The 23,352-nt window shown below is 74.5% G+C and carries 21 protein-coding genes; 4 read left to right on the top strand and 17 right to left on the bottom strand.

The genetic code is table 11. From position 1 onward, the window contains the following. The first annotated feature begins 60 nt into the window (after positions 1-60). Positions 61-1,050 carry a 2,3,4,5-tetrahydropyridine-2,6-dicarboxylate N-succinyltransferase gene (dapD, locus tag QSK52_RS22270; protein WP_435053325.1) on the top strand — a complete coding sequence of 330 codons (990 nt, stop codon included), beginning with the start codon at positions 61-63 and terminating at the stop codon, positions 1,048-1,050. A 323-nt stretch (positions 1,051-1,373) separates the two neighbouring features. On the opposite strand, the gene QSK52_RS39485 is transcribed toward dapD, so the two are convergent. The 9 genes from QSK52_RS39485 to QSK52_RS22220 form a co-directional block, all read right to left on the bottom strand. Then, positions 1,374-2,354 carry a DUF6099 family protein gene (locus QSK52_RS39485; RefSeq protein WP_352230298.1) on the bottom strand — a complete coding sequence of 327 codons (981 nt, stop codon included), beginning with the start codon at positions 2,352-2,354 and terminating at the stop codon, positions 1,374-1,376. Positions 2,355-2,536: 182 nt separating this feature from the next. Then, positions 2,537-2,983, bottom strand: coding sequence for a nucleotide pyrophosphohydrolase (locus QSK52_RS22255; protein WP_352230297.1), 447 nt, complete (start codon positions 2,981-2,983; stop codon positions 2,537-2,539). Beyond that, on the bottom strand, positions 2,980-4,407 hold the full coding sequence (locus QSK52_RS22250; protein WP_285737888.1) for an AAA family ATPase: 1,428 nt from the start codon (positions 4,405-4,407) through the stop codon (positions 2,980-2,982). The genes QSK52_RS22255 and QSK52_RS22250 overlap by 4 nt, the downstream gene beginning before the upstream one ends. A 98-nt stretch (positions 4,408-4,505) precedes the next feature. Then, a complete protein-coding gene (locus QSK52_RS22245; RefSeq protein WP_285737887.1) occupies positions 4,506-5,336 on the bottom strand; it encodes a putative RNA methyltransferase in 831 nt (276 codons plus the stop codon). 140 nt (positions 5,337-5,476) lie between these two features. Then, positions 5,477-5,890, bottom strand: a complete 414-nt coding sequence (locus tag QSK52_RS22240; protein WP_033216979.1) for a hypothetical protein — start codon at positions 5,888-5,890, stop codon at positions 5,477-5,479. Next, a complete protein-coding gene (locus tag QSK52_RS22235; RefSeq protein ID WP_111556198.1) occupies positions 5,887-6,123 on the bottom strand; it encodes a toxin-antitoxin system HicB family antitoxin in 237 nt (78 codons plus the stop codon). The genes QSK52_RS22240 and QSK52_RS22235 overlap by 4 nt, the downstream gene beginning before the upstream one ends. Before the next feature lie 145 nt (positions 6,124-6,268). Next, positions 6,269-8,089, bottom strand: a complete 1,821-nt coding sequence (locus QSK52_RS22230) for a TerD family protein (protein WP_285737886.1) — start codon at positions 8,087-8,089, stop codon at positions 6,269-6,271. Positions 8,090-8,234: 145 nt separating this feature from the next. Further along, positions 8,235-9,575: a class I SAM-dependent RNA methyltransferase gene (locus tag QSK52_RS22225; RefSeq protein ID WP_285738019.1), complete on the bottom strand. Its 1,341-nt coding sequence runs from the start codon at positions 9,573-9,575 to the stop codon at positions 8,235-8,237. A 521-nt stretch (positions 9,576-10,096) separates the two neighbouring features. Then, the gene (locus QSK52_RS22220; protein WP_285737885.1) at positions 10,097-12,175 is read right to left on the bottom strand and encodes an APC family permease; all 2,079 of its coding nucleotides are present in this window, start codon (positions 12,173-12,175) and stop codon (positions 10,097-10,099) included. A 245-nt stretch (positions 12,176-12,420) separates the two neighbouring features. Here QSK52_RS22220 and QSK52_RS22215 point away from each other — a divergent pair, with 245 nt between their 5' ends. Beyond that, positions 12,421-13,089 carry a potassium channel family protein gene (locus tag QSK52_RS22215; protein WP_285737884.1) on the top strand — a complete coding sequence of 223 codons (669 nt, stop codon included), beginning with the start codon at positions 12,421-12,423 and terminating at the stop codon, positions 13,087-13,089. Further along, on the top strand, positions 13,089-13,745 hold the full coding sequence (locus QSK52_RS22210; protein WP_285737883.1) for a potassium channel family protein: 657 nt from the start codon (positions 13,089-13,091) through the stop codon (positions 13,743-13,745). Before QSK52_RS22215 ends, QSK52_RS22210 begins: the two co-directional genes overlap by 1 nt. Positions 13,746-13,793: 48 nt before the next feature. Here QSK52_RS22210 and QSK52_RS22205 read toward each other — a convergent pair whose 3' ends face one another. From QSK52_RS22205 to QSK52_RS22190, 4 genes are all read right to left on the bottom strand, one after another. Beyond that, positions 13,794-14,549 (bottom strand): DUF3159 domain-containing protein, encoded by a 756-nt coding sequence (locus QSK52_RS22205; protein WP_285737882.1) that lies wholly within the window; start codon positions 14,547-14,549, stop codon positions 13,794-13,796. Beyond that, positions 14,546-14,956: an OB-fold nucleic acid binding domain-containing protein gene (locus tag QSK52_RS22200; RefSeq protein WP_285737881.1), complete on the bottom strand. Its 411-nt coding sequence runs from the start codon at positions 14,954-14,956 to the stop codon at positions 14,546-14,548. The genes QSK52_RS22205 and QSK52_RS22200 overlap by 4 nt, the downstream gene beginning before the upstream one ends. Before the next feature lie 66 nt (positions 14,957-15,022). After that, positions 15,023-15,703, bottom strand: coding sequence for a response regulator (locus QSK52_RS22195; protein WP_285737880.1), 681 nt, complete (start codon positions 15,701-15,703; stop codon positions 15,023-15,025). Continuing rightward, positions 15,700-18,378 (bottom strand): sensor histidine kinase, encoded by a 2,679-nt coding sequence (locus QSK52_RS22190; RefSeq protein ID WP_285737879.1) that lies wholly within the window; start codon positions 18,376-18,378, stop codon positions 15,700-15,702. Before QSK52_RS22190 ends, QSK52_RS22195 begins: the two co-directional genes overlap by 4 nt. A 139-nt stretch (positions 18,379-18,517) precedes the next feature. On the opposite strand from QSK52_RS22190, the gene QSK52_RS22185 reads away from it, so the two are divergent. Continuing rightward, positions 18,518-19,348 (top strand): patatin-like phospholipase family protein, encoded by an 831-nt coding sequence (locus QSK52_RS22185; protein ID WP_285737878.1) that lies wholly within the window; start codon positions 18,518-18,520, stop codon positions 19,346-19,348. 59 nt (positions 19,349-19,407) lie between these two features. On the opposite strand, the gene QSK52_RS22180 is transcribed toward QSK52_RS22185, so the two are convergent. The 4 genes from QSK52_RS22180 to QSK52_RS22165 all read right to left on the bottom strand — a co-directional run bounded on the left by QSK52_RS22180 (position 19,408) and on the right by QSK52_RS22165 (position 23,165). Further along, on the bottom strand, positions 19,408-20,073 hold the full coding sequence (locus tag QSK52_RS22180; RefSeq protein WP_285738018.1) for an ABC transporter ATP-binding protein: 666 nt from the start codon (positions 20,071-20,073) through the stop codon (positions 19,408-19,410). Between the two features lie 11 nt (positions 20,074-20,084). Next, positions 20,085-20,987, bottom strand: coding sequence for an ABC transporter ATP-binding protein (locus tag QSK52_RS22175; protein WP_435053328.1), 903 nt, complete (start codon positions 20,985-20,987; stop codon positions 20,085-20,087). 299 nt (positions 20,988-21,286) lie between these two features. Further along, positions 21,287-22,444, bottom strand: a complete 1,158-nt coding sequence (locus tag QSK52_RS22170; protein WP_285737877.1) for a hypothetical protein — start codon at positions 22,442-22,444, stop codon at positions 21,287-21,289. Next, positions 22,437-23,165, bottom strand: a complete 729-nt coding sequence (locus tag QSK52_RS22165) for a SigE family RNA polymerase sigma factor (RefSeq protein WP_285737876.1) — start codon at positions 23,163-23,165, stop codon at positions 22,437-22,439. Before QSK52_RS22165 ends, QSK52_RS22170 begins: the two co-directional genes overlap by 8 nt. Positions 23,166-23,352 lie beyond the last annotated feature (187 nt).

The raw sequence follows: 23,352 nt of genomic DNA, 5'->3' as shown, positions 1-23,352 counted from the left end.
TTTTGTCCGTCCGGTGAGCGTGTTGGTCAGCCCTCGGCCCGATTGGTTACGGTGCGGGATGTGACTGCTGAAACCTCCACCCCTGCAAGCGGCGCGGTGGCCGCCGGCCTGGCGACCATCGCGGCCGACGGCACCGTCCTCGACACCTGGTTCCCCGCGCCCGAGCTGGCCGCCGCCCCGGGCCCGTCCGGCACCGTCCGGCTGAGCGCCGAGGAGGCCGAACTGGCGCTCGGCCCCGGCGCGGCCGAGGCACTCCGCACCGACGCCCGCCGCGGCGTCGAGGTGGTGGCGGTGCGCACCGTGATCTCCTCGCTGGACGAGAAGCCGCTGGACGCGCACGACGTCTACCTGCGCCTGCACCTGCTCTCCGCCCGCCTGGTGAAGCCGCACGGCCAGAACCTGGACGGCATCTTCGGCCTGCTGGCGAACGTCGCCTGGACGTCGATCGGCCCGACCCCGGTCGCCAACGTGGAGCAGGCCCGGCTGGCGGTGCGCGCCCAGGGCGGGCAGCTCGCCCTGTACGGCATCGACAAGTTCCCGCGGATGACCGACTACGTGGCGCCGTCCGGCGTCCGGATCGCCCACGCCGACCGGGTGCGCCTGGGCGCGCACCTGGCCGAGGGCACCACCGTGATGCACGAGGGCTTCGTCAACTTCAACGCGGGCACCCTGGGCACCTCGATGGTCGAGGGCCGGATCAGCGCGGGCGTGGTGGTCGGCGACCACAGCGACATCGGCGGCGGGGCCTCGATCATGGGCACCCTGTCCGGCGGCGGCAAGCAGGTCGTCTCGGTGGGCGAGCGCTGCCTGCTGGGCGCCAACGCGGGCATCGGCATCTCGCTGGGCAACGACTGCGTGGTCGAGGCGGGCCTGTACGTCACCGCCGGGACCCGGGTCACCGCCCCGGACGGCTCGGTGGCCAAGGCGGTGGAGCTGTCCGGCCAGGACAACCTGCTGTTCCGCCGCAACTCGCAGTCCGGTGCGGTCGAGGTGATCGCCCGCACCGGTTCGTGGGGCGGTCTGAACGCGGACCTGCACTCGCACAACTGACCTCCTGTCAGGTGGTGTCCGTCCGGCGGCCGGTGTCTGCTCCCCAGCAGCCCGGCCGTCCGGCTGTCGTACCGCCGTCGTCCGGCTCCCGCCGGAGCGACCTCAGCGGCCCCGGTGGCCACGGTGGCCCCGGCAGCCCCGGCCCCCGACGCTCCGGCTACGGCCCCGGTACCGGCCCGGGGCCGTAGCCGAGCGGGGGCGGCCCCCGCAAACTCGGCTCACTCCTGCGGCTGACCGGGCCCGCCGGTTGGACCTCAACGGGTGGTCCGGGGTGACCGCGCGCGGCGGGGGCTCGTTGGACCGGCGGCGCCGACCCCGGCGCTTCACACCGCACCACCGAGTTGAAGGGGCCCCCTCATGTCCGAGCCCTGGACCGAGCCGCCCACCGCGGACACCGCCGCGGGCGGCGCGCCCGCCACCCCGAAGTCGCTGTTGGAGCAGATGCAGGAGCTGCTCGCCTCGATCAACACCGACCTGGCCGGACTCGACTCCGACCTGCGCTCCTCGCCCGCCCGCGGCGGGCAGGACGCCCCGGCGGACGGCTCGCCCCGCGCCTGAGCGCTGCGCGCCGCCGGGACCGGCGGACCCAGCGGGATCACGAGCCTCCTCTCCTCCCGCCGGGCCGCGCCCGGGGCCCCCGCCCCGACCGCCGCTCCCACCTCCCCGGCCGCGCCCTCCCCCGGCCCGTCCCACGGTTCGCCGCCCGCCCCGTTCCACGGCCCGCCGTCCGGCCCGCCGTCCGGCCCGTCACCCGACCCGCCGTCCGGCCCGTCCTCCGGCCCGTCGTCCGGCCCGTCGTCCGGGGCCCGCGCGGCCGTCAGTCTCCGCTGCTCGCGCAGGAGCCGGGCCACCAGGTCGCGGCATTCGGAGCCCGCGTCCAGCCCGTCGATGCAGCTCCAGTACAGGCTCTCGGTGTCCGCCCCGCAGGCGAGCACCACCAGGCTCTCGTTGGCGTCCCCCAGCAGCAGGGCGAGCTCGGCCAGCACCGGCTCCAGCTCGCCGAGCGCGCCGAACCGCTCGACCAGCGTCGGGCCGGTCCACTCCGGGTAGACGCCGACCGGCCCGCCGGGCAGGTCGTCCAGGCCCGGCTCGGGCGGCTGGCGCAGGCAGCTCGCGGTGTGCGCACCGGCCTCGCAGAGCAGCTGCCCGAGGGTGGCGATCGCCTCCTCGTCGTGGTCGGCGATCCGGGCCCCGACCGCTTCGGTGAGCAGCCCGGACTGCCAGGCCTCGTGCAGGATGTCGCCGGTCGTCCGGGCCTCGGCCAGGGCGTGCCGGACGGTCTTGATCAGTCGCAGCGCCTCCACGGTGCGCTCCCCTCGCTCGCCGCCGCCGTCCTTCGGCGGTCGGTCACGGGGATCAGCGTGCCGCCGGTCGCGGGGGGCGCCCAGCGGGTTCGGCCGGCCTGTGGACAACCCGGCCCTGTGGACAACCGGGGTCCCCCGCAGGGGGGAACTCCGGATGATTTCCCCCGCCACCGGGAACCCGCTCAGGGCGCCGGGAACCTGCTCTCGTTGCGCTCGATCTTCTCCGCCAGTGCCTGCAGCGGGTCCACCTCCAGCACGGTGCACAGTTGCAGCAGGTAGGCCAGCACGTCGGCCACCTCGTCGCGGACCCGGTGCGCCGAGTCCGCGTCCGACATCACGTCCGCGGCCTGCTCGGGCGTCAACCACTGGAAGACCTCCAGCAGTTCGCCCGCCTCGACGGTCAGCGCCGAGGCCAGGTTCTTCGGGGTGTGGTACTGCTGCCACTGCCGGACGGCCGCGAACTCGGCCAGCCGCCGCTGGAGTTCGGGCACCGTCGGCCCGGCCTCGGGCAGGCCGCCCCCGCCCGGCCGGTCCGCCCGGTCCGCCCGACCGGCCCGGTCCACCCGATCAGCCCGACCGGCCCGGTCCACCCGATCCGCCACGGCCGCGGGTTCCTCTTCGTCGCTCATTCCCCCAGGTCTACCACCGCGCCCTCGCCGCGCGCCGCCCCCTGCACCGGCACCCGGGCGGCGGGGTCGGTGCGGCGCAGCAGGCTGTGCCCGGTGGCCGGATCGCGTCGGCACTCGACGAGTTCGACGCCGTCCGGACCGAGCGCCGGGCCGGGCTCCTGGAGGGTGGCGAGCAGCCGGATGTCGCCCTTGCCGGTGACCTCGCGGGCGAGGGCCAGCAGGGCGGTGACCTGGTCGGACGCCAGGCCCGCGCCGAGGTCCTCGGCGAGCAGGACCAACTGCCGGTGGGCGTCCGGCACTTCGATGGCGGGGTCGACGTCGAGGACGGCGGCGCCGGTGAGCAGGACGGCGGCGAAGGCGAGCAGGCGCAGCATGCCGTCGGCGGCCTGGTCGGCGCCGGTGCGGCCGAGCACGCCCTCGTCGAAGACGGCGAGCAGGCGCCGCCGGTCGCCGTCGCCGCGGCGGGCGACGCCGAGGCCGAGCAGCGGGTGCGGGGCGGCGGCCTGGACGGCGCGCAGCAGGCGGGCCCAGCGGCGCGGGCACTCGTGCTCCAGCCGGTCGAGGACGGCGGAGACGTTGGCGGCGGTGCCGAGCAGCCTGGCCTGCGGTTCGGGCCGGTTCCAGCCGCGCATCGCGGCGGGCACGGGGTGCAGCGCGAACACCTCGCGCAGCGCGGTGAGCACCTGTTCGGCGGCGGCCAGCACCTTGCGTTCGCCGTTGGAGGACCCGGCGACCCGCAGCGGGAGTTGGGCGGTGATCAGGCTGCCGCTGGGCAACGGGGCGCGGATGTCGCCCTGCCGGGAGTCGTTGTGCCAGGTGACGTTGACCCGGCCGCGGGCGAGGTCCTGTTCGCCGGTCTCCATCAGGGTGCGGTCGTCCAGGGTGAGCCATTCGCGGGCGATCCGGACGCGTCCGTCGGTGCGGACCACGACTTCGAGCCGGATCGTCCCGACGCCGGAGCGCACGGTGCAGCCGAGGATGATCGCGTTGCGCCCGTGCGGGACGCAGCCGTTCAGGCCGCCGCGCACCGGGGTGGCGAGCGGGCCGCGCGGGCCGCCGAGGCCGTCCAGCGAGGGCCGGATCTCCTCGCCGAGGGCGAGCCGGGAGAGCACGGCCAGGGCGTCCAGCGCGTTGGACTTGCCCGCCCCGGACGGCCCGTGCAGCACGGTCAGCGGCGACATCGGCAGGGTGGCCCGCCGGTAGGACTTGAAGGAGGTCAGCCGCAGTTCCTCGACGGTGGGGCGCTTCACCGTCGGGCCGGGTGCCTGCCGCACCTCGCGGGCGGACGCGGGCCGTTCGTCACGGGCGGACGCGGACCGCACCTCGCGGGCGGCGGCCGCCGCCGGGGGCGGGGCCGAGAGGGCCACCGGGGACGGGGCCGAGGGGGCCACCGGGGGCGGGGCCAAGGGGGCTTCGCTGGTCACCCGGAGCACTCTAGGTGCGCCCTGAGCTGCAGAAACGTCTCTCCTGGCGCCCTTTCACCCCTTCGAGTCCCAACCGACCCCGACAGCCGGACGGGGCGTCACTCGTACGCGGTGACCAGCACCGAACCGGTGACCTCCACCGGTTCGGGCAGCGCCGCCAGCGCGGCGGCCAGCGCGGCCCGGTCGGTGTGCCAGGCGCTCGGGCCCATGCCGACCACGGCGGCGGCGTCCGTCCGCGACAGCCGCAGCGCGAACTCCACCTCGGTGCGCCCGACCGGGGTGAACCACGGGCCGAGCTTCTGCTCGATCCGCCGGTCCTTGTCCTCGTCGACCGTCAGCAGGCCCAGCGCGCCGACCAGTTCGCGCAGGTGGCGGGAGGTCGGGGCGGCCACCAGCAGCCGCCCGCCGGGGCGCAGCACCCGCCGCATCTCGGGGCCGTTGCGCGGCGCGAACACGTTCAGCAGCACGTCCGCGGCGGCGTCCCGCAGCGGGAGCGGGCGCCAGGCGTCGCAGACCACGGCGCCGATCCGCGGGTGGGCCTTCGCGGCGCGGCGCAGCGCGTACTTGGACAGGTCGAGGGCCGCGCCCGCCGCGTCCGGCCGGGTCTCCAGCACCCGGGCCAGGTAGTGGCCGGTGCCCGCGCCGAGGTCAGCGACCAGTCCGCTGTCGGTGGGGGTCGCGGCGGCGGCCGCGGCCAACGCCCGTTCCAGCGGGGCGTAGTGGCCGGCCGCCAGGAAGTCGCTGCGGGCCGCGACCATGTCGGCGGTGTCGGCGGTGCCCGGCCCGGCGTCCCCCGCGAGCAGGCTCACGTAGCCCTGCCGGGCCTGGTCGAAGCTGTGGCCGTCGGCGCAGCGCAGGGTGCGGCCGGCCAGCGCCAGCGGGCGGGCGCAGTGCGGGCAGACCAGGTAGGGCTCGATGTCCTGCAGCAACTCGCTCGCATCCTCGGCGCAGATCGTTCGGTGCCCCGAGGGACGGCCGGGGCCGTCAGGGGCCGGGGGAACGTCGAGGGTATCCCGCCCGCGGGCGCCTCGTCGCTCTCCCGGCCCCTGATGCCGCCCGCGGCGGCGGCTCACTCCTCGCCGTCGTCGCCGACCTCTTCCTCCTCCGACTCGTCGACCACCCACATCGCCAGCCGCTCCGCCACGCCGGTGATGCCGAGCTTGCCCTCCCGGATCGCCCGGGCCAGGCTGCGAACCTCGCGCGCCGTGGTCGCCACCCGGCAGCCGCTGGCCACCAGGTACGCGTAGGCCACCGCGGTGGCGAACAGCTCGTTGTTGCGCTCCAGCGCGGGCACCCGGATCAGCTGGTGCATCAGCGCGGCCGCCCGGTCCTGCGGTTCGGGGTAGACCGCGATGTCGAAGATCTCGGCCTGGTGCCTGGTGATCGCCGCGAGCAGCGATCCGTAGTCGGTGACCTGCGGGTCACCGGGCGTGTACTGCTCGGCGGTCATGAGCAGCCACGAGAGGTCGACCTCAAGTTTCAACGGCGTACCTCCTGGAGTTCGCTGGGCGACCCGAACTCGGCGAGGAACACCGCCTCGTGCTCCTTCATGAACTGCGCCGCGGCGTCCACGAAGTTGCGTCCGGCCTCGCCCATGTCCTGCTGCACCAGTCGTTCGATGTACTGGTTCATGCTGATCCCCTGCTGCTCGGCCCGCTCACGGGCCATCTCGGCGGTGGTCGCGTCCACCCTGACGTTCAGCTGCTTCTTGGCCATACTTCACGCTAGCGCCGAGGTGCTAGCACAACAAGGGCGCAAACCGGCCGTCCCCCGCTCCCCCACCATGTCCGCCCGCGCCCCCGCGAAAACCGGCCGCGCGTCCCGATCCGCCGACGGACACCGGGAGCGTCCCGGAACGGGACTACTCCACCTCGACGCCGTACCCGCGCACCAGGGCCTCCAGGCCGTGGTCGTAGCCCTGGCCGACGGCGCGGAAGCGCCACCGCGGACCGCGGCGGTAGACCTCGGCCAGGAGCAGGGTGCGCTCGCTGGTGGCGGCGTCCAACGTGGCCTGGGCGACGACCGGTGCGTCGGCGCCCGGGGCGAGGGCCACCTGGACCGCTCCGACGTCCCCGAAGGTGTCCGTCCCGTCGATGGCGGCGGCGATCGCGATCCGGCGGGCGGCGGGCGGCAGCGCTGCGAGGTCGACGGCGACGGTCTGCTCGGTCGGGCCGTCGCAGAGGAGGCGGACCGACCCGCCCGGACTCTCCGGGGCGCCGTAGAAGACGAAGTCCTCGTCGCAGGCGACCTGTTCGTCCCCGTCGAGGACGAAGGCGACGACGTCGATCTCGCAGCCCGTCTGCTGCGCCCAGGAGGCGGCCACGTGCCACTGCCCGGCGGCCGGGAGGTCGATGACCCCGCCGCGCGGCAGCACCTCGGCCGCCGTGCCGTCCCGGTGCTCCGCGGTGCCCCGGGCGGGGACTCCGGCCGGCTCCGCGGCGGGGGCGCCGAGCCATTCGCGCGGGTGCACCGGGATGCCCAGCGTTGCGACCCGGGTCATCCGGCGGTCGCGCTCGCCGCCGGGGAGGAGGACGACGTCGGTGACCCCGGCCGAGAGGTTGATCGCGGCCGTCCCGCCCAGCTCGACGGCCCTGGCCCGCACCGCGGACGCCTCCTCGTGGGTGCCGCCCAGCACGAGCACCCTGCGGCGGCCGAACGGCTTGGCCGCGTACGGTGCCCCGGGCCGCCGCGGGGGTGCGGGCGCCGCCGCGGCCACGGGCGCGGGGGCCTCGGCGGGCGCGGTCGGTGGCGCGGCCGGTCCCTCGTGGAGCGTCCCGGGCCGCACCCGCTCCAGCAGCCCGAGGAAGGCCCGCTCGTCGACGACCGTGACGCCCTCCGCGATCGCCCGCCGCGCCTTGGCGGAACCCGAGACCACGTCGTTGGTGACCAGGACGCCGGTGTGTCGACTGACCGACGACATGACGTTCAGGCCCGCGTCGACGGCCCGGGCCACCAACTCCGCCCGGGGGACGGTGCTCTCGCCCGTGAAGGCCACCTTCATGCCCTGGACCAGCGGTCCACCGGACGCCGGACGGCCCGGGTTCCGGTAGGCGCACGGCGTCTTCGGCGGCTTCGGCGCGAACCGCGGGTCCTGCCGGGGCGGACAGGCCACCAGCGGCAGCGGGACCCCCAGCCGCACGGCCTCGGCCAGGGAGGCGCGGAACACCCCCGCGAGGACGCGCGCGTCGTCCAGCGCGTCGTGCGCCCTGGTCTGCGGCACGCCGTAGTGCTCGGCGAGGGCCGCCAGGCCGAGGCCGGCCACCGGCGGTTCCACCCGCCGGTTCAGGGCCAGGGTGCACAGGCGCCGGTCGACGGGCAGGTGCAGCCGGGCCCGGGCGAACTCGTGGGCCAGGAAGTCGTAGTCGAACTGGGCGTTGTGGGCCACCATGACCCGGCCGCGCAGGAGCGCCCCGATCCGGTCGGCCACCTGCTCGAAGGTCGGGGCGCCGCGCAACCGCTCCGCCGTCAGGCCGTGGACGTGCACCGGCCCCGGATCGCAGCCCGGATCGAGCAGGGTGGAGTACTCCCCGCTCTGCACCCCGTCCGGCCCGAAGGTCAGCACGGCGATCGAGAGGACCCGGTCGCGCCGGGCGACCAGGCCGGACGTCTCGACGTCGACCAGGGCCCAGTCGTACGCGTAGCCGGGCGGACGGGACGCGTCGGGCGGGAAGGCGAGCGGCATGGCAGCAAGGATGGGGCGGCTGCATCGGCCGCTTCAACCCGAACGCCGATTCTCCCCCCGCCGGTTCTCCCCGACCGGTCCGTCGGCGCCGGCCCGTCGGCACCGGTGGCGGCACCGGGTGGTGGCACCCGGTGCCGACGGCGGGTCAGCGGCCCTGCTCGACCGGCTCCAGGATGGCGACGCACTCGAAGTGCTGGGTCATCGGGAACAGGTCGAAGGCCCGCAGCGAGACCGGCCGGTAGCCGCCCTCGCGGAAGAAGGCCAGGTCGCGGGCGAGGGCGGCCGGGTCGCAGGCGACGTAGGCGATCCGGCGGGCCTCCAGGGAGCTGAGGTGGGCGACGGTGTCGCGGCCCGCGCCGGAGCGCGGGGGGTCGAGGACGATCAGGTCGGTGGAGGTGATGCCGGTGCGGGGCAGCAGGGTCTCGACCTTGTCGCACTCGATCCGGACCTGCTCCAGCGCGGCCAGGTTGTGCCGGGCGTCGGCCACCGCCTGCTTGCCGGACTCGATGCCGAGCACCGCGCCCTCCTCGCCGACCCGTTCGGCGAGCGCGCCCGCGAACAGGCCGACGCCGCAGTACAGGTCGAGCGCGCTCTCGCCCCACTGCGGGTCGAGGCCGGTGAGGACGGCGTCGACCAGGGTGTCGGGGGCCTCGGGGTGGATCTGCCAGAAGCCGCCCTCGGAGACCCGCCAGGTGCGGCCGGCGGCGCGCTCGCGGACGAAGGTGCGGCCGTGGACGCGGTGGAACAGGTCCTGCTCGTCGATCCGGGCGATGGAGGTCTCGCGGTCCAGCTCGACCAGCGGCAGCTGCTCGCCGGGCCGCGGCCGCAGGATCACCTGCCGGTCGGAGGAGCCGGAGGCGGCGATCGCCTCCACCGCGGCCACCCCGGTCCAGTCGCGGGACTCGACGCCGAGCTCGCTCACCCCGGGCGCCGCGATCAGGCAGCGGTCGATCGGCTGGACGTCGTGCGAGCGGTGCTTGCGCAGGCCGATCACGCCCTCCTCGTCCACCGCGTACTGGACCCGGGTGCGCCAGGCCGGGACCTCGCCCGCGGGGAGCTTGCCGCCGACCGGTTCGACCGAGCCGTCCCAGTGCGCCTCCTCGGGGGTGAGGCCGGCCAGCTTGGCGAGCTGCTCGGTGAGGACGGCGGCCTTGAGCTTGCGCTGCCCGCCGGGGGTGACGTGCTGCCAGTCGCAGCCGCCGCAGCGGCCGGGGCCGGAGAACGGGCAGGGCGCCTCGATCCGGTCCTTGGCGGCCTCCAGCACCTCCACCGCGTCGGCCCGCAGGAAGCGCGAGGTGGTGGTGCCGTCGGTGACCTGCACGACCACCCGCTCGCCGGGCAGCGCGTGCCGGACGAACAGCACCCGGCCCTCGTGCCGGGCCACGCAGTGGCCGCCGTGCGCGACCGGCCCGACCTCGACCTCGTAGCGCTCGCCGACCAGCGGGTCCCCGGAGGGCTGCCGCAGCACCGGCTGGGCGGGCCGCAGCGCCTTCGGCGGCCGCACCGCCCCGGGCTTGCGCCCCTGCCGGGCCGGCTTCCTCCCGCCCTCGCCCGGCGCGGCGGCCTGCTGCTTCGGGGCGCGCTCCTGCTTCGGGGCGCGCTGCTGCTTCGGGGCGCGCTGCTGCTTCGGGGCCCCCTCCTGCGGAGCGGCCTTCGTGGTCTTCGCGGGCTTCTCCGGACGCTGCTCGCCCGGCACCGGCGGCAGGCTGCGGGCGGTGTTGCCCTCCCGGTCGGTGGCTTCGGGCCGGGCGGGCCGGCTGCTCCAGCGCGGGTGCGCGACCTGCCCCGGCTTGGCGCCGGACGTGCGGCCGGGGCGGCCCTGGCGACCGGAGGAGCGGGGCGGGTTGTTGCGGGTCACGGGGGTCGCTTCCTTACGGGAGACAGCGGGACACAAACGGGTGGAGCACCGTGCGGCGGGCGCGAACACGGCGGCCCGCGGCGGACCGGGAACGATCCGCCACGGGCCCATTGAAGGCCATCCGGGGGCCGGACGGGCAGCGCGGGCGCTCAGTCGCGCGACGCGGCGTCCGCCCCGCTCGACCCGTCGGCCCGGCCGCCGGAACCGGCCGGATCGCCCGACCCGCCCGCCGTCGGCCGCCGCCGCGGCTCGCCGCGGCGCACCGCGCCGGGCGCGGACCACGCCTTGGGCGCCTTGCGCCGCTCCGAGGACTCCAACTGCCAGGGTACGGAGGTCACCATCACGCCGGGCTTGAACAGCAGGCGTCCCTTGAGCCGCAGCGCGCTCTGGTTGTGCAGCAGGTGCTCGTACCAGTGGCCGACCACGTACTCGGGGATGTAGACGGCGACCACGTCGCGCGGGCTGGAGCGGCGCAGGTTCTTGACGTACTCCAGCACCGGCCCGGTGACCTCGCGGTAGGGCGAGTCGAGGACCTTCAGCGGCACGTCGAGGCCGCGCTCCTCCCAGTCCTGGCGCAGCGCCGCGGTGTCCGCCGGGTCGACGTTGACGGTGACGGCCTCCAGGGTCTGGGCCCGGGCCAGGCGGGCGTACGCGAGGGCGCGCAGCGCGGGCTTGTGCAGCTTGGAGACCAGCACGATGGCGTGCACCCGGGTCGGCGGGGCGACGTCGTCGGGCTCCTCGGCGGCCTTGAGCTCGGTGCTGACCCGGTCGTAGTGGCGGCGGATCGCCTTCATCAGCACGAACAGCACGACCATCAGGGCGATCGCGATCCAGGCGTGGCCGATCTTGGTGGCGAGCACCACGATCAGCACGGCCATGGTCATCACCAGGCCGAAGGCGTTGATCGCCCGGCTGCGCTGCATGTGGGCGCGCTTCTTCGGGTCGGTCTCGGTGCGCAGCAGCCTGGTCCAGTGCCGGATCATGCCGGACTGGCTCATGTTGAAGGCCACGAAGACGCCGACGATGTACAGCTGGATCAGCCGGTTCGGGTCGGCGCCGAACGCCACGATGAACAGGATCGCCGCACCGGCCAGCAGCACGATGCCGTTGGAGAAGGCGAGCCGGTCGCCGCGGGTGTGCAGCTGCCGCGGCAGGTAGCGGTCCTGGGCGAGGATCGAGCCGAGCACCGGGAAGCCGTTGAACGCGGTGTTCGCGGCCAGCACCAGGATCAGGCCGGTGGTGGCGGCGACGAAGTAGAAGCCGGGCGTGAAGTTGGAGAAGACCGCCTCGGAGATCTGCGCCAGCACGGTCTTCTGGTGGTAGTCCGCGGGCGCGCCGACCAGCTGCTCGGTCGGGTTCTCGGCCATCTGCGTGCCGGTCAGGTGGGCGAGGTAGATGATGCCCATGAACATCGTCACGGCGATGGTGGCCATCATCAGCAGCGTGGTCGCCGCGTTCTTGCTCTTCGGCTTGCGGAACGCGGGCACGCCGTTGGAGATCGCCTCCACACCGGTCAGCGCCGCACAGCCCGAGGAGAACGCCTTCAGCAGCAGGAACACCAGCGCGAACCCGGCCAGCGAGTCGTTGCCGGGCGTCGCCGCCAGGTGGTACGAGGCGCTCTCCGCGGGCAGCTCGGCCCCGAACCCGAAGTGCCGGACCAGGCCGTAGACCACCATGCCGATCACGCCGACCATGAAGGCGTACGTCGGCACGGCGAACGCCGAACCGGACTCGCGCACGCCGCGCAGGTTCATGCCCATCAGCAGGATGACCAGGAACACCGACAGCGCCATCTCGTGCCCGCGCAGCGCGGGCACCGCCGAGACCACGTTGGCCACGCCGGAGGTGGTCGACACCGCCACGGTGAGGATGTAGTCGACCATCAGCGCGCTCGCCACCACCAGGCCGGAGTTCGACCCGTGGTTGACGGTCGCGACCTCGTAGTCACCGCCTCCGCTGGGATAGGCGTGCACGTTCTGCCGGTACGACGCGACCACCGCGAGCATCACGATGGCGACCACGACGCCGATCTGCCACGAGAAGTGGATGGCCGAGGCACCGGCCAGCGACAGCGTCAACAGGATCTCCTCGGGCGCGTACGCGACGGAGGAGAGCGCGTCCGAGGCGAACACCGGCAGCGCGATTCGCTTGGGGAGGAGGGTCTCCCCCAGCTTGTCGCTGCGCAGCGCACGCCCGATCAGGATGCGTTTCGGTAGGTCAGCAGGCATAGGCACAGCAAGGAATCGTAAGGGCTCCCGATGGCACCGGATGCCTCGCGGGGCCACCTTGGTCGCGACTGTGTTCGGCGGACCGGCTAGCGTGTCGACAGAAGGGTTTGCGGGCAACACCGAGTTGCCCCTCGCGTCGGATCACAGGCGCGGTCGACGAAACGCCCCCGAAATCGCGGGCACGGAAGGACGATGAGCGGTGTTTACGCAGGTCATGACCCCAACGGACCGGGTGAGGTAGGCGCGTGCACATCGTCATCATGGGCTGCGGACGCGTAGGCTCCGCCCTCGCCAGAACGCTCGAGAAACAAGGCCACTCGGTCGCGGTCATCGACCAGGACCCGACGGCCTTCCGTCGGCTCGGCGCGGGCTTCAACGGCCGCCGGGTCACCGGCGTCGGCTTCGACCAGGACACCCTGAAGGAGGCCGGCATCGAGGAGGCGGGCGCCTTCGCCGCCGTCTCCAGCGGCGACAACTCCAACATCATCGCGGCCCGGGTGGCCCGCGAGAACTTCGGCGTCGAGCACGTCGCGGCCCGCATCTACGACCCGCGCCGCGCCGAGGTGTACCAGCGCCTGGGCATCCCGACCGTCGCCACCGTCCGCTGGACGGCCGACCAGATGCTGCGCCGGCTGCTGCCCAGCGGCGCCGAGCCGCTCTGGCAGGACCCGTCGGGCGCCGTGCAGCTGGCCGAGGTCGCGTTCGCCCCGTCCTGGATCGGCCACCGGCTCGCCGAGCTGGAGGAGGCCGCCGGGGTCCGGGTGGCGTTCGTCACCCGGGTCGGCGAGGGTGTGCTGCCCACCCCGCAGATGGTGGTCCAGGAGGGCGACCTGGTGCACGTGATGCTGCGCCGCAACGAACTGACCGCGGTCGAGGCGGCCTTCGCCCAGGGTCCCGAGGAGGCTGGTCACTGATGCGCGTCGCCATCGCCGGAGCCGGAGCCGTCGGCCGTTCCATCGCCGGGGAGCTCCTGGAGAACGGCCACGAGGTCCTGCTGATCGACAAGAACCCGAACTCCATCTCGGTGGAGCGCGTCCCGCTCGCCGAGTGGCTGCTCGCCGACGCCTGCGAGATCACCTCGCTGGACGAGGCGGCGCTGCAGCGCTGCCACGTGGTGATCGCCGCCACCGGTGACGACAAGGTCAACCTGGTGGTCTCGCTGCTCGCCAAGACCGAGTACGGCGTGCCGCGGGTGGTCGCCCGGGTGAACAACCCGAAGAACGAGTGGCTGTACAACGAGTCCTGGGGCGTGGACGTCGCGGTCTCCACCCCGCGCCTGATGTCGGCGCTGGTCGAGGAGGCGGTGAGCGTCGGCGACCTGGTCCGCCTGATGCGCTTCTCCCAGGGCAACGCCAACCTGGTCGAGCTGACCCTCGCCGCGGACACCGACCTGGTCGGCACCCGGGTCGGCGACGTCGCCTGGCCGGTGGACACCGCGCTGGTCACCATCATCCGCGAGGGCCGGGTGCTGGTCCCGAGCGGCAACGACACCCTGGAGGCCGGGGACGAGCTGCTGTTCGTCGCCGCCCAGGAGCGCGAGGAGGAGCTGGAGACGCTGCTGGCCGGCTGACCCGCCCCGCACGACGGAGGGCCCCGCGCGCCGCGCGGGGCCCTCCGGTCACTTCTGCGGCTCCTCGTCGTCCGCGTCGAGCTCCGCCTTGATCGGCGGCGGCGCGGTCAGCAGGATCCGCCAGGTCACGTACATCGCCAGCAGCAGCGGCGGGATGCCGAGCGCGACCTTCAGCCAGCCCAGCAGGTTGATCTGCCCGGAGGCCCACAGCGGGAACAGGATCACCGGCTTCAGGCCCATGATCAGCACCCAGGCCCAGGTCGCCTTCGTGTAGGCGGCCAGTCGGCCAGGGTTCTGCTTGCGCCAGGTGAACATCTCGCCGGTGATCGGGCCGAGCATCAGGCCGATCATCGGCCAGCGCACCAGCGCGGAGACCGCCAGCGCCAGGCAGTAGCCGACGTTCCACAGCAGGCCCGGCAGGTAGAAGTCCTCGGCCTTGCCGGTCTTCATCGAGATCCAGGCGCCGATCGCCACCCCGAACACGCCGGAGAAGGCGTGCTGGATGGTCTCCCGGCGGGCCAGCCGGACCACCACGAACACCGCGCACAGCGCCAGCGCCGACCAGGCGGCCACCGGCACCTTGTGGGTGATGTTGAACGCGACGATGTACACCAGGCCGGGCAGCGTCATGTCGACCATGCCGCGCACGCCGCCGAACGCCTTGAGCACCGTCTCGGCGGCCTCCTTCGAGGCGTCCCGCTCGGGCTCCTGCCCGGCGGCGGGCTGCTCGTACCCGCCGGGCTGCCCGTCGTCCTGCGGGCCGTGCGGGCCGTGCGCGCTCACCCTGATCGCCTCGTTGCTCACGCGGACTCGCTCCCGTGTCCCACCGGACGCAGCTCGTAGCGGGGGTTGAAGAGCACGCGGCGCCCGCGTGCGTGGCTGATCCGGCCGCTGGCGATCAGGCGGCGGCCCGGTTCGATGCCCACGATCGAGCGCCGCCCCAGCCACACCACGTCCAGCGCCTCGGTGCCGTCGAACAGTTCGGCCTCCAGCGCGGGCACCCCCGCGCGCGGGCGGAGCGTGACGGTGCGCAGCGTGCCCGTGACGGTGACGACCTCGCGGTCGCCGCAGGCGGCGATCGGGGTGCAGCCCGCCTCCGCGGTGTCCTGCCGCAGCTCCTCGGCCTCGAGCTCCTCGGAGGAGGAGGTCAGCCGGTTCAGCATGCGGCGGAAACGGCCTTGCGGCTGGTCGCCGGTGTTGTCACCACTCATGCCGGAAGGGTACCGGTTCGCCGGTGCCGGACGGCAGGGCCGCGCGCGGCCCCGGCCGCGGCCGGGTCACGGCTCGAAGCGGTAGCCCATCCCCGGTTCGGTGATGAAGTGCCGGGGGTGCGAGGGGTCCGCCTCCAGCTTGCGGCGCAACTGCGCCAGGTAGACCCGCAGGTAGTTGGTCTCCTTGCGGTAGGCCGGGCCCCACACCTCCTGGAGCAGCTGGGTCTGGCTGACCAGCCGCCCGGAGTTGCGCACCAGCACCTCCAGCAGGTGCCACTCGGTGGGGGTGAGCCGGACGTCCGCCCCCTGCCGGTTGACCTTCTTCGCGGCCAGGTCGACGGTGAAGCCCTCGGTGGTGACCACCGGCTCGCCCTCGGCGGTGACCGGTTCGGCCCGGCGCACCGCGGCCCGCAACCGGGCCAGCAGCTCGTCCATGCCGAACGGCTTGGTGACGTAGTCGTCGGCCCCGGCGTCCAGCGCCTCGACCTTCTCGTCGGAGGCGTGCCGGGCGGACAGCACGATGATCGGCACCCGGGTCCAGCCGCGCAGGCCGCGGATCACCTCGACGCCGTCCATGTCGGGCAGGCCCAGGTCGAGGACGACCACGTCGGGGTGGCGGGCGGCGGCCAGTTCCAGGGCGCTCGCGCCGTCGTGCGCGGCGTCCACCTCGTACCTGCGGGCCTTGAGGTTGATCACCAGGGCGCGGACGATCTGCGGTTCGTCGTCCACCACCAGGACCCGGGTCATGCGGGACCGGCCTTTCGCTCGTGTGCCTCGTGCGTCTCGTGCGTCTCGTGCGTCTCGTGGGCCTTGTGCGTCTCGTGGGCCTCGTGCGTCTCGTGGGCCTCGTGCGTCGCGGGAGTCGCGGGAGTCGCGGGTGTTTCGCCGGGGTGCCGCCCGGGCGGGGCGGCGGGCAGCGAGACGACCACGGTCAGCCCGCCGCCTGGGGTGTCCTCGGCGGTGACGGTGCCGTCCATCGCCTCGGCGAAGCCGCGGGCCACCGCCAGGCCGAGGCCGACCCCGGCGCCGCGCGGGGCGTCGCCGTGCCGCTGGAACGGGGCGAAGATCCGCTCCCGGGCCTCCTCGGGGACGCCGGGGCCGCGGTCGACCACCCGCAGTTCGACCCGTCCGGTGCGCTCCAGCAGTTCCGCCTTCACCAGGACGGGTGAGCCGGGCGGCCCGTACTTGACGGCGTTCTCCACCAGGTTGGCCAGCACCCGCTCCAGCAGCCCGGCGTCGGCCCGCACCATCGGCAGCGACTCCGCCACCTCCAGCCGCACGCTGCCCGGCGGGACGCCGCCGAGCACGAACGGCACCACCTCGTCCAGGTCGGTGGGCTGCAGCAGCGGGGTGACCGTGCCGGTCTGCAGGCGGCTCATGTCCAGCAGGTTGTTGATCAGGTGGTCGAGCCGGTCCGCGCCGGACTCGATCCCGGCCAGCAGCTCGGCCTCGTCCTCCGGGTCCCACTCGACGTCCTCGGCGCGCAGCGAGGAGACCGCGGCCTTGATCCCGGCCAGCGGGGTGCGCAGGTCGTGCGAGACGGCGGCCAGCAGCGCGGTGCGGATCCGGTTGCCCTCCGCCTCCCGGCGGGCCGCGGCCGCCTCCCCGGCCAGTCGGCGGCGCTCCAGCAGGACGGCGGCCTGGTTGGCGAACGCACCGAGCATCCGCCGGTCCGCGGCGGGCAGCACCCGGCCGCGCAGCACCAGCGCGAGGCGCTCACCGACCGGGACGTCCACGTCGGCCTGCTCCGGCCCGGCGGGCGGCCGCGGTCCGACCGCGGCCGCGGCCTGCCAGGCGCCGTGCGCGTCGGCCCGCTCCAGCAGCGCCACCGCCTCCTGCTGGAAGGTCTCCCGGACCTGCTCCAACAGCGCCGTCAGCACCCCCTCCCCGCTCGGCGCGCCGCGCAGCACGGTGCCCGCCAGCGCGGACAGCGTCTGCGCCTCGGCCTGGGCGCGGGCCGCGAGGTGGCTGCGCCGGGCGGCCAGGTCGACCACGGTGGCGACCGCGATGCCGACCGCGGCGAAGATCGCCACCGCGACGATGTTCTCCGGCTGGGCGATGGTGAAGGTGTGGATGGGGGGCGCGAAGTAGTAGTTGAGCGCCGAGGAGGAGACCAGCGCCGAGGCGATCGCCGGGTACAGCCCGCCGACCAGCGCCGCGCACACCGTCAGCGACAGGAACAGCAGCATGTCGGTGGAGAGCCCCGGGCCGCTGAACCCGGTCAGCAGCAGGGCCAGCAGCGGCGGCCCGGCCACGCCGATCAGCCAGCCCGCGACCGTCCTGGTGCGGCCCAGGTCGGTCACCCGGCGGATCGGGATCCGGCCGCGGCCGCGCGCCGCGTGCTCGTGGGTGACCATGTGGACGTCGATGTCGCCGGAGTCCCGGGTCACCGTGTAGCCGACCCCCGGCCCGTACACGTACTGCCAGACCTTGCGGCGGCTGGTGCCGAGCACGATCTGGGTGGCGTTGACGCCGCGCGCGAAGTCCAGCAGCCCGGCCGCCGGGTCGTCGCCGAGCACGCTGTGGAAGGTGCCGCCGAGGCTCTCCACCAGGGCGCGCTGCTCGATCAGCGCCTGCGGGGAGGAGCCCGGCAGCCCGTCGGAACGCGAGATGTGCACCGCCAGCAGCTCGCCCGCGCTGGTGCGGGCCGCGATCCGGGCCGCCCGGCGGATCAGCGTGGCGCCCTCCGGGCCGCCGGTCAGGCCGACCACGATCCGCTCCCGGGCCTGCCAGGTGCCCTGGATGCCCTGCTCGGCCCGGTAGCGCTGCAGGTACTCGTCGACCCGGTCGGCCGTCCACAGCAGCGCCAGCTCGCGCAGCGCGGTCAGGTTGCCCAGCCGGAAGTAGTGCGCGAGCGCCGCGTCCACCTTCTCCGGCGCGTACACGTTGCCGTGCGCCAGGCGGCGGCGCAGCGCCTGCGGGGACATGTCGACCAGCTCGATCTGCTCGGCCCGGCGCACCACCTCGTCCGGGACGGTCTCCCGCTGCCGGACGCCGGTGATGCCCTCGACCACGTCCCCCAGCGACTCCAGGTGCTGGACGTTGACGGTGGAGACCACGTCGATCCCGGCGGCCAGCAGCTCCTCCACGTCCTGCCAGCGCTTGGCGTTGCGCGAACCGGGGACGTTGGTGTGGGCGAGCTCGTCGACCAGCGCGACCGCCGGGCTCCGGGCCAGCAGCGCGTCCAGGTCCAGCTCGGTGAACTCGGCGCCCCGGTGGACCACCGTCCGGCGCGGGACGGTCTCCAGGCCGTCCAGCAACTCGGCGGTGCGGGCCCGGCCGTGGGTCTCCACGAAGCCGACCACCACCTCCGCGCCGCGGTCGGTCCGGCGGTGCGCCTCGGCCAGCATCGCGTAGGTCTTGCCGACGCCCGGGGCCGCCCCGAGGTAGATCCGCAGCCTGCCGCGGGCCGTGTGCACCATGGCTCAGAGACTACGGCCAGAAATCGCAATATCCGCTGATCAGACGGCCACCAGCGAAGAATTGTCGCATTCTTGACGCCCCTCCCCGCCGCCTGGGCCACAATGCCACCGGAAACGAACGATTCGAGGGGGAACCACCATGCGCGGACTCGTACTCGGCGGCGGCGGGCTCGCCGGCATCTCCTGGGAGACCGGCCTCCTGCACGGCCTCGCCGAAGCCGGCGTCGACGTCCCCGGCACCGCCGACCACGTCCTCGGCACCTCCGCGGGCGCCACCGTCGCCGGACAGCTCGCCTCCGGCCTCCCGCTCGCCGAGCTCTACCGCCGCCAGACCGAGCCCGCCCTGCAGAACCACGAGATCACCCCGCCCGCCGAAGCCCTCGGCGCGCTCCTCGACACCGTCGGCGAGCTGATGGCCGAGATCGACGACCCCACCGAACTGCGCCGCCGCATCGGCGAACTCGCCCTGGCCGCCGACACCGTCCCGGCCGCCGACCGGCTCGCCGTCATCGCCGGACGCCTCCCCGGCCGCGACTGGCCCGCCTGGCCGCTCACCCTCACCGCCGTCGACACCGCCACCGGCGAACCCCGCACCTTCGACCGCCACAGCGGCGTCCCGCTGCTCGACGCGGTCGCCGCCAGCTGCGCCGTCCCCGGCGTCTGGCCCACCGTCGAGATCGACGGCCGCCACTACATGGACGGCGGCATCCGCAGCTCCAACAACGCCGACCTGATGACCGGGCAGCAGGCCGTCCTGGTCCTCGCCCCGATGACCGACCCGTTCCTGGCCGGCGAACTCGCCCAGCTGGAGAGCACCGGCCGGGTCCTCGCCGTCACCCCCGACGAGGCCTCCCTCGCCGCGGCCGGTCCCAACCCGCTCGACAGCGCCGTCCGCACCCCCTCCGCCGAAGCCGGCCGGGCCCAGGGCCACCGGATCGCCGACCAGGTCCGCGCGCTCTGGACGCCCTGACCACGGCCCGGGTCGACCGGCCCGGGCGGCCCCACACGGCCGCCCGGACCACCCGCCGACTACTCGACGATCTTCCCGTCCCGCAACTCCAGGACCCGGTCGGCCAGTTCCATCAACTGCGGGTCGTGCGTCGCCACCAGCGCCGTCACGCCCTCGCTGCGCACCACCGCCCGCAGCAACTGCATGATCGCCAACCCGGTGTCCGAGTCGAGCTGGCCGGTCGGCTCGTCCGCGATCAGCAGCGTCGGCTCGTTCGCCAACGCCCGCGCCACCGCCACCCGTTGCTGCTGGCCGCCCGACATCTCGGCCGGCCGCTGCTCCGCGTGCTCCGCCAGCCCCACCATCGCCAGCAGCGTCCGGACCCGCTCCTCGCGCTCCTTCACCGCCACCTTGCGCAGCCGCATCGGCACCCCGACGTTCTCCGCCGCCGTCAGCACCGAGATCAGGCCGAAGGACTGGAACACGAAACCGATCCGGTCCCGCCGCAGCTCCAACCGGCCCGCCTCGTCCAGCCCCGCCAGGTCCGTCCCGGCGATGCTGATCTTCCCCGCGGACGGCGTGTCCAGCCCGCCCACCAGGTTCAGCAGCGTCGTCTTGCCCGAACCCGACCGTCCCCGCAGCGCCGTCAACTCCCCGGCCCGCGCCGTGAACGACACCCCGCGCACCGCGTGCACCGCCCGGTCGCCCTCACCGAACGTCCGGTGCACGTCCTCCACGACCACCATCGCGTCGCCGCTCACCCGCACACCTCTTCCTCGGCCCGCCACACCCCGATGTGGTCCTCTTCCAGTGCCAGCCGCACCCGACGGCTGAGCTGCAACGCCTCCGTGAAGTCCGGCGGCAGCTGCAACCGGCCCACCCGGTCCAGCACCGCGTACTCCACGCCCGGCTCGCCCCGCTCGGGACGCAGCACCTCCGTCGAGGTGCGCCCGTTGCGGATCCGCACGGTCCGGCGCACTTCCTGCGCCACCATGAGGTCATGGGTGACGATCAGCACCGTCACCCCCAGCTCCTCGTTCACCGAACGCAGCGCCGCGAAGATCTCCTCGCTGGTCGCGCTGTCCAGCTCACCCGTCGGCTCGTCCGCCAGCAGCAGCGCCGGGGAGTTCGCGTTCGCCACCGCGATCGCCACCCGCTGCTGCTCACCGCCCGACATCTCGGCCGGACGACGGCCCGCCAGGTGCCCGATCCCGAGCAGCTCCAGCAACTCCCCCGCCTGCCGCCGCCGTTCGCCCCGCGGCACGCCCGCGTACCCCATCGGCAGCATCACGTTCTCCGCCGCCGTCAGGTACGGCAGCAGGTTGCGCGCCGTCTGCTGCCAGACGAACCCGACCGTCCGGCGCCGGAACTCCAGCCGCTCGCGCTTGCCCATCGCCAGCAGGTCGTGCCCCGCCACCCGGGCACTGCCCGCCGTGGGCACGTCCAGCCCCGCCAGGATGCCCAGCAGCGTCGACTTCCCCGACCCCGAGGCGCCGACCACCGCGATCAGCTCGCCGTCCTCCACCACCAGGTCCAGTCCCTGCAGGGCCTGCACCTCGACCCCCTCGGAACGGTGGATCCGCACCAGGTTCTCGCACACCACCATGCCCTCCGCGGGCGGCGGGCCCTCCCCGGACGCGCGCCTGCGCAACTCCTCCAGATCCGGCACGGCCTCCGTACCCACGGCCTCGACCCCCACGCCACTCCCCCTCCGCGGCCCGGGCCGCACGGCTCACCAAGGCCTCTCGCGGCCTCTCGCACCGGGCGGGCTCCGAACCGGCCGACCGGGACAGTCCCCTGTTCTGCCCCGACCGACCGGCTCGATGCTCCCCCGTCGACCGACGCCCACACGACGACGGTCCCAACACTCCAACGCCGCCCGGGGCGGACAGGTTGCACGGGGTTCCGAACTTTTTTCGAACGCCCGCGCCCCGCCCCGCGCCCCGCCCGAACCGTCGCTCAACCCGTCGCTCGACCCGTCGGGGAGCTCGTCGGGGAGCCCGCCCGGGAGCCCGTCGGCGTCGGCTGCCCCAGCGTCAGGAACTCCTCCGCCGCCAACAGGAACGAGTCCGACAGCCCCGCCTCCGGCACCACCCCGTCCCCGCTCCGCCGCACCGTCAGCACCGCCACCACCGAGCCGGTGACGTGCACCGCGACCTCCTCCGCGGCGGGCGCCGGTGCCCTCGTCCCCAGCGCCACCACGCCGATCCCCTGGTCCTCCACCGTCCACCCCGCCCCCGGCGCCACGCACCCCCCACCCGCCAACAACCGGGCTCCCGCAGCCTTCGCCGCCCCCGGCGTCCCGAAGTCCAGCACGTACTGGTGCGCCGTCGCCTCCTCCGCCCTCTCCGTGCCCGCTGCTCCCTCTGCGCCCTCCACCCTCGAGCCGTCCGTGTACGTCTCACCCCACGCCCGCGACGCCCCCGTCCGCGCCACCAACCCCGCCACGCAGCCGTCCGCGAACTCCTCCTCCGGTGACGACGGGACCGGCAGCACCACGCCCGCACCCGACGCCCCGCCCGACGGCGCGGCCGAAGCCCCGGCACCCGCTCCGGACGCGGACGCGGACACCGAGGGGGACGGGGACAGGAACGGGGACGCGCCCGTGGACGGCGCCACCGCCGTCCACGGGCCGTACCCGCCCAGCACGCTCGGCATCCGCCGCACCCCCAGCGCCAGCGCCCGCACCTCCGGTTCGGCCCCCTCCAACGGCAGCAGCGTCCACACCCGCGCCGACGCAGCACCGCTCGGCGTCGGCTCCGCCGGGAACGAGGGCACCGGCGCCGCAGAGGACGCCCACCCCTTCGACGGTTTCGGCAACGGCGCCGCCGACTGCTCCACCGGTACCCCCGCCACCCCGTGCCTCGACTGCAACGGCACCACCGTCGCCACCGTCCACAGCGCCGCGGCACCCAGCACCCCGGCCCCGGCCACCGCACCCACCCGACGCCGCTGCCGACGCCGCACCCCGCGCCGCACCACCTCGACCGCGTCCGGGGCCGGCACCCCCGTCGCCACCTCGCGCCGCAGTCCGTCGAACATCGCCTCCAACCGGGCAGCACCGATCGCCGGACGGTCCTCCGCCTCGTCCAGCTCAGGGACCTCGGGCCTAGACATGCGACCCGCAGTCCTCCGCCACCCGCACCCGATCCCCCGTCAACTCCACGTCCACCGGCCCCCGTTCCGCACCGACGCCCCCCGTCCTCCGCCGCTCCCCCGCCCCGTCCGCCGACTCCCCCCGACCCCGTACCTCACCCGCGGCAGCCGCCCGAACCGGCCGCAGCGGGGCGACCACCGGCTCTTCCACGACCGCCGCCGGCTCTTCCCCCAACAGCACCGCCAACGCCTGCCGCCCCCGGTGCAACCGCGCCTTCACCGTCCCCACCGGCACCCCCTCGTCCGCAGCGATCTCCGCCACCGAACGCCCGCCCATGTGGTGCCACACCAACGCCGACCGCTGCGCCTCCGGCAACCGCCGCAACGCCTCCACCAGCGCGACCGTCTCCGGCCCCGGCCCCGGGACCGGCGACTGCTGCCCGTCCCCGTGCCGGATCCAGCTCTGCAACGCCGTCCGGGCCCGCCGCCACCGGCTGATCGCGATCCGCTGCCCCGTCAACCGCACCCAAGCCACCGGGTTCTCGTGCGACACCAGCCGCCCCCAGTGGTTCCACGCCCGCACGAACGCCTCCTGGGCAGCGTCCTGCGCCTCACCCAGATCCCCCGTCAGCGCGTACAGGTGCGCCACCAGTTGCCCGTACGCCGCCTCGTAGAACGCCCGAAAGTCGCCGTCGCCCTGACCGGCTCTGTCGCCGGCCCCCTCGCCCTGCTCCACGACCATGACGCCACAGTGTGCCGTGCACCGTCCCACCCGGCAACACCGGCTCTCGTTCCGGCCCGATCCGACCTGGCCCGGAAATGCGGAAAGGGCCCCAGCCGCATGGCTGGAGCCCTTTCTCTGAAAGATTGTTCGGCGGCGTCCTACTCTCCCACAGGGTCCCCCCTGCAGTACCATCGGCGCTGTGAGG

The organism is Kitasatospora phosalacinea, from assembly GCF_030268885.1.
GTDB lineage: Bacteria > Actinomycetota > Actinomycetes > Streptomycetales > Streptomycetaceae > Kitasatospora > Kitasatospora phosalacinea_C.
Note: the sequence above shows the minus strand (reverse complement) of the source record. Positions and strands in the feature narration are given on the sequence as shown.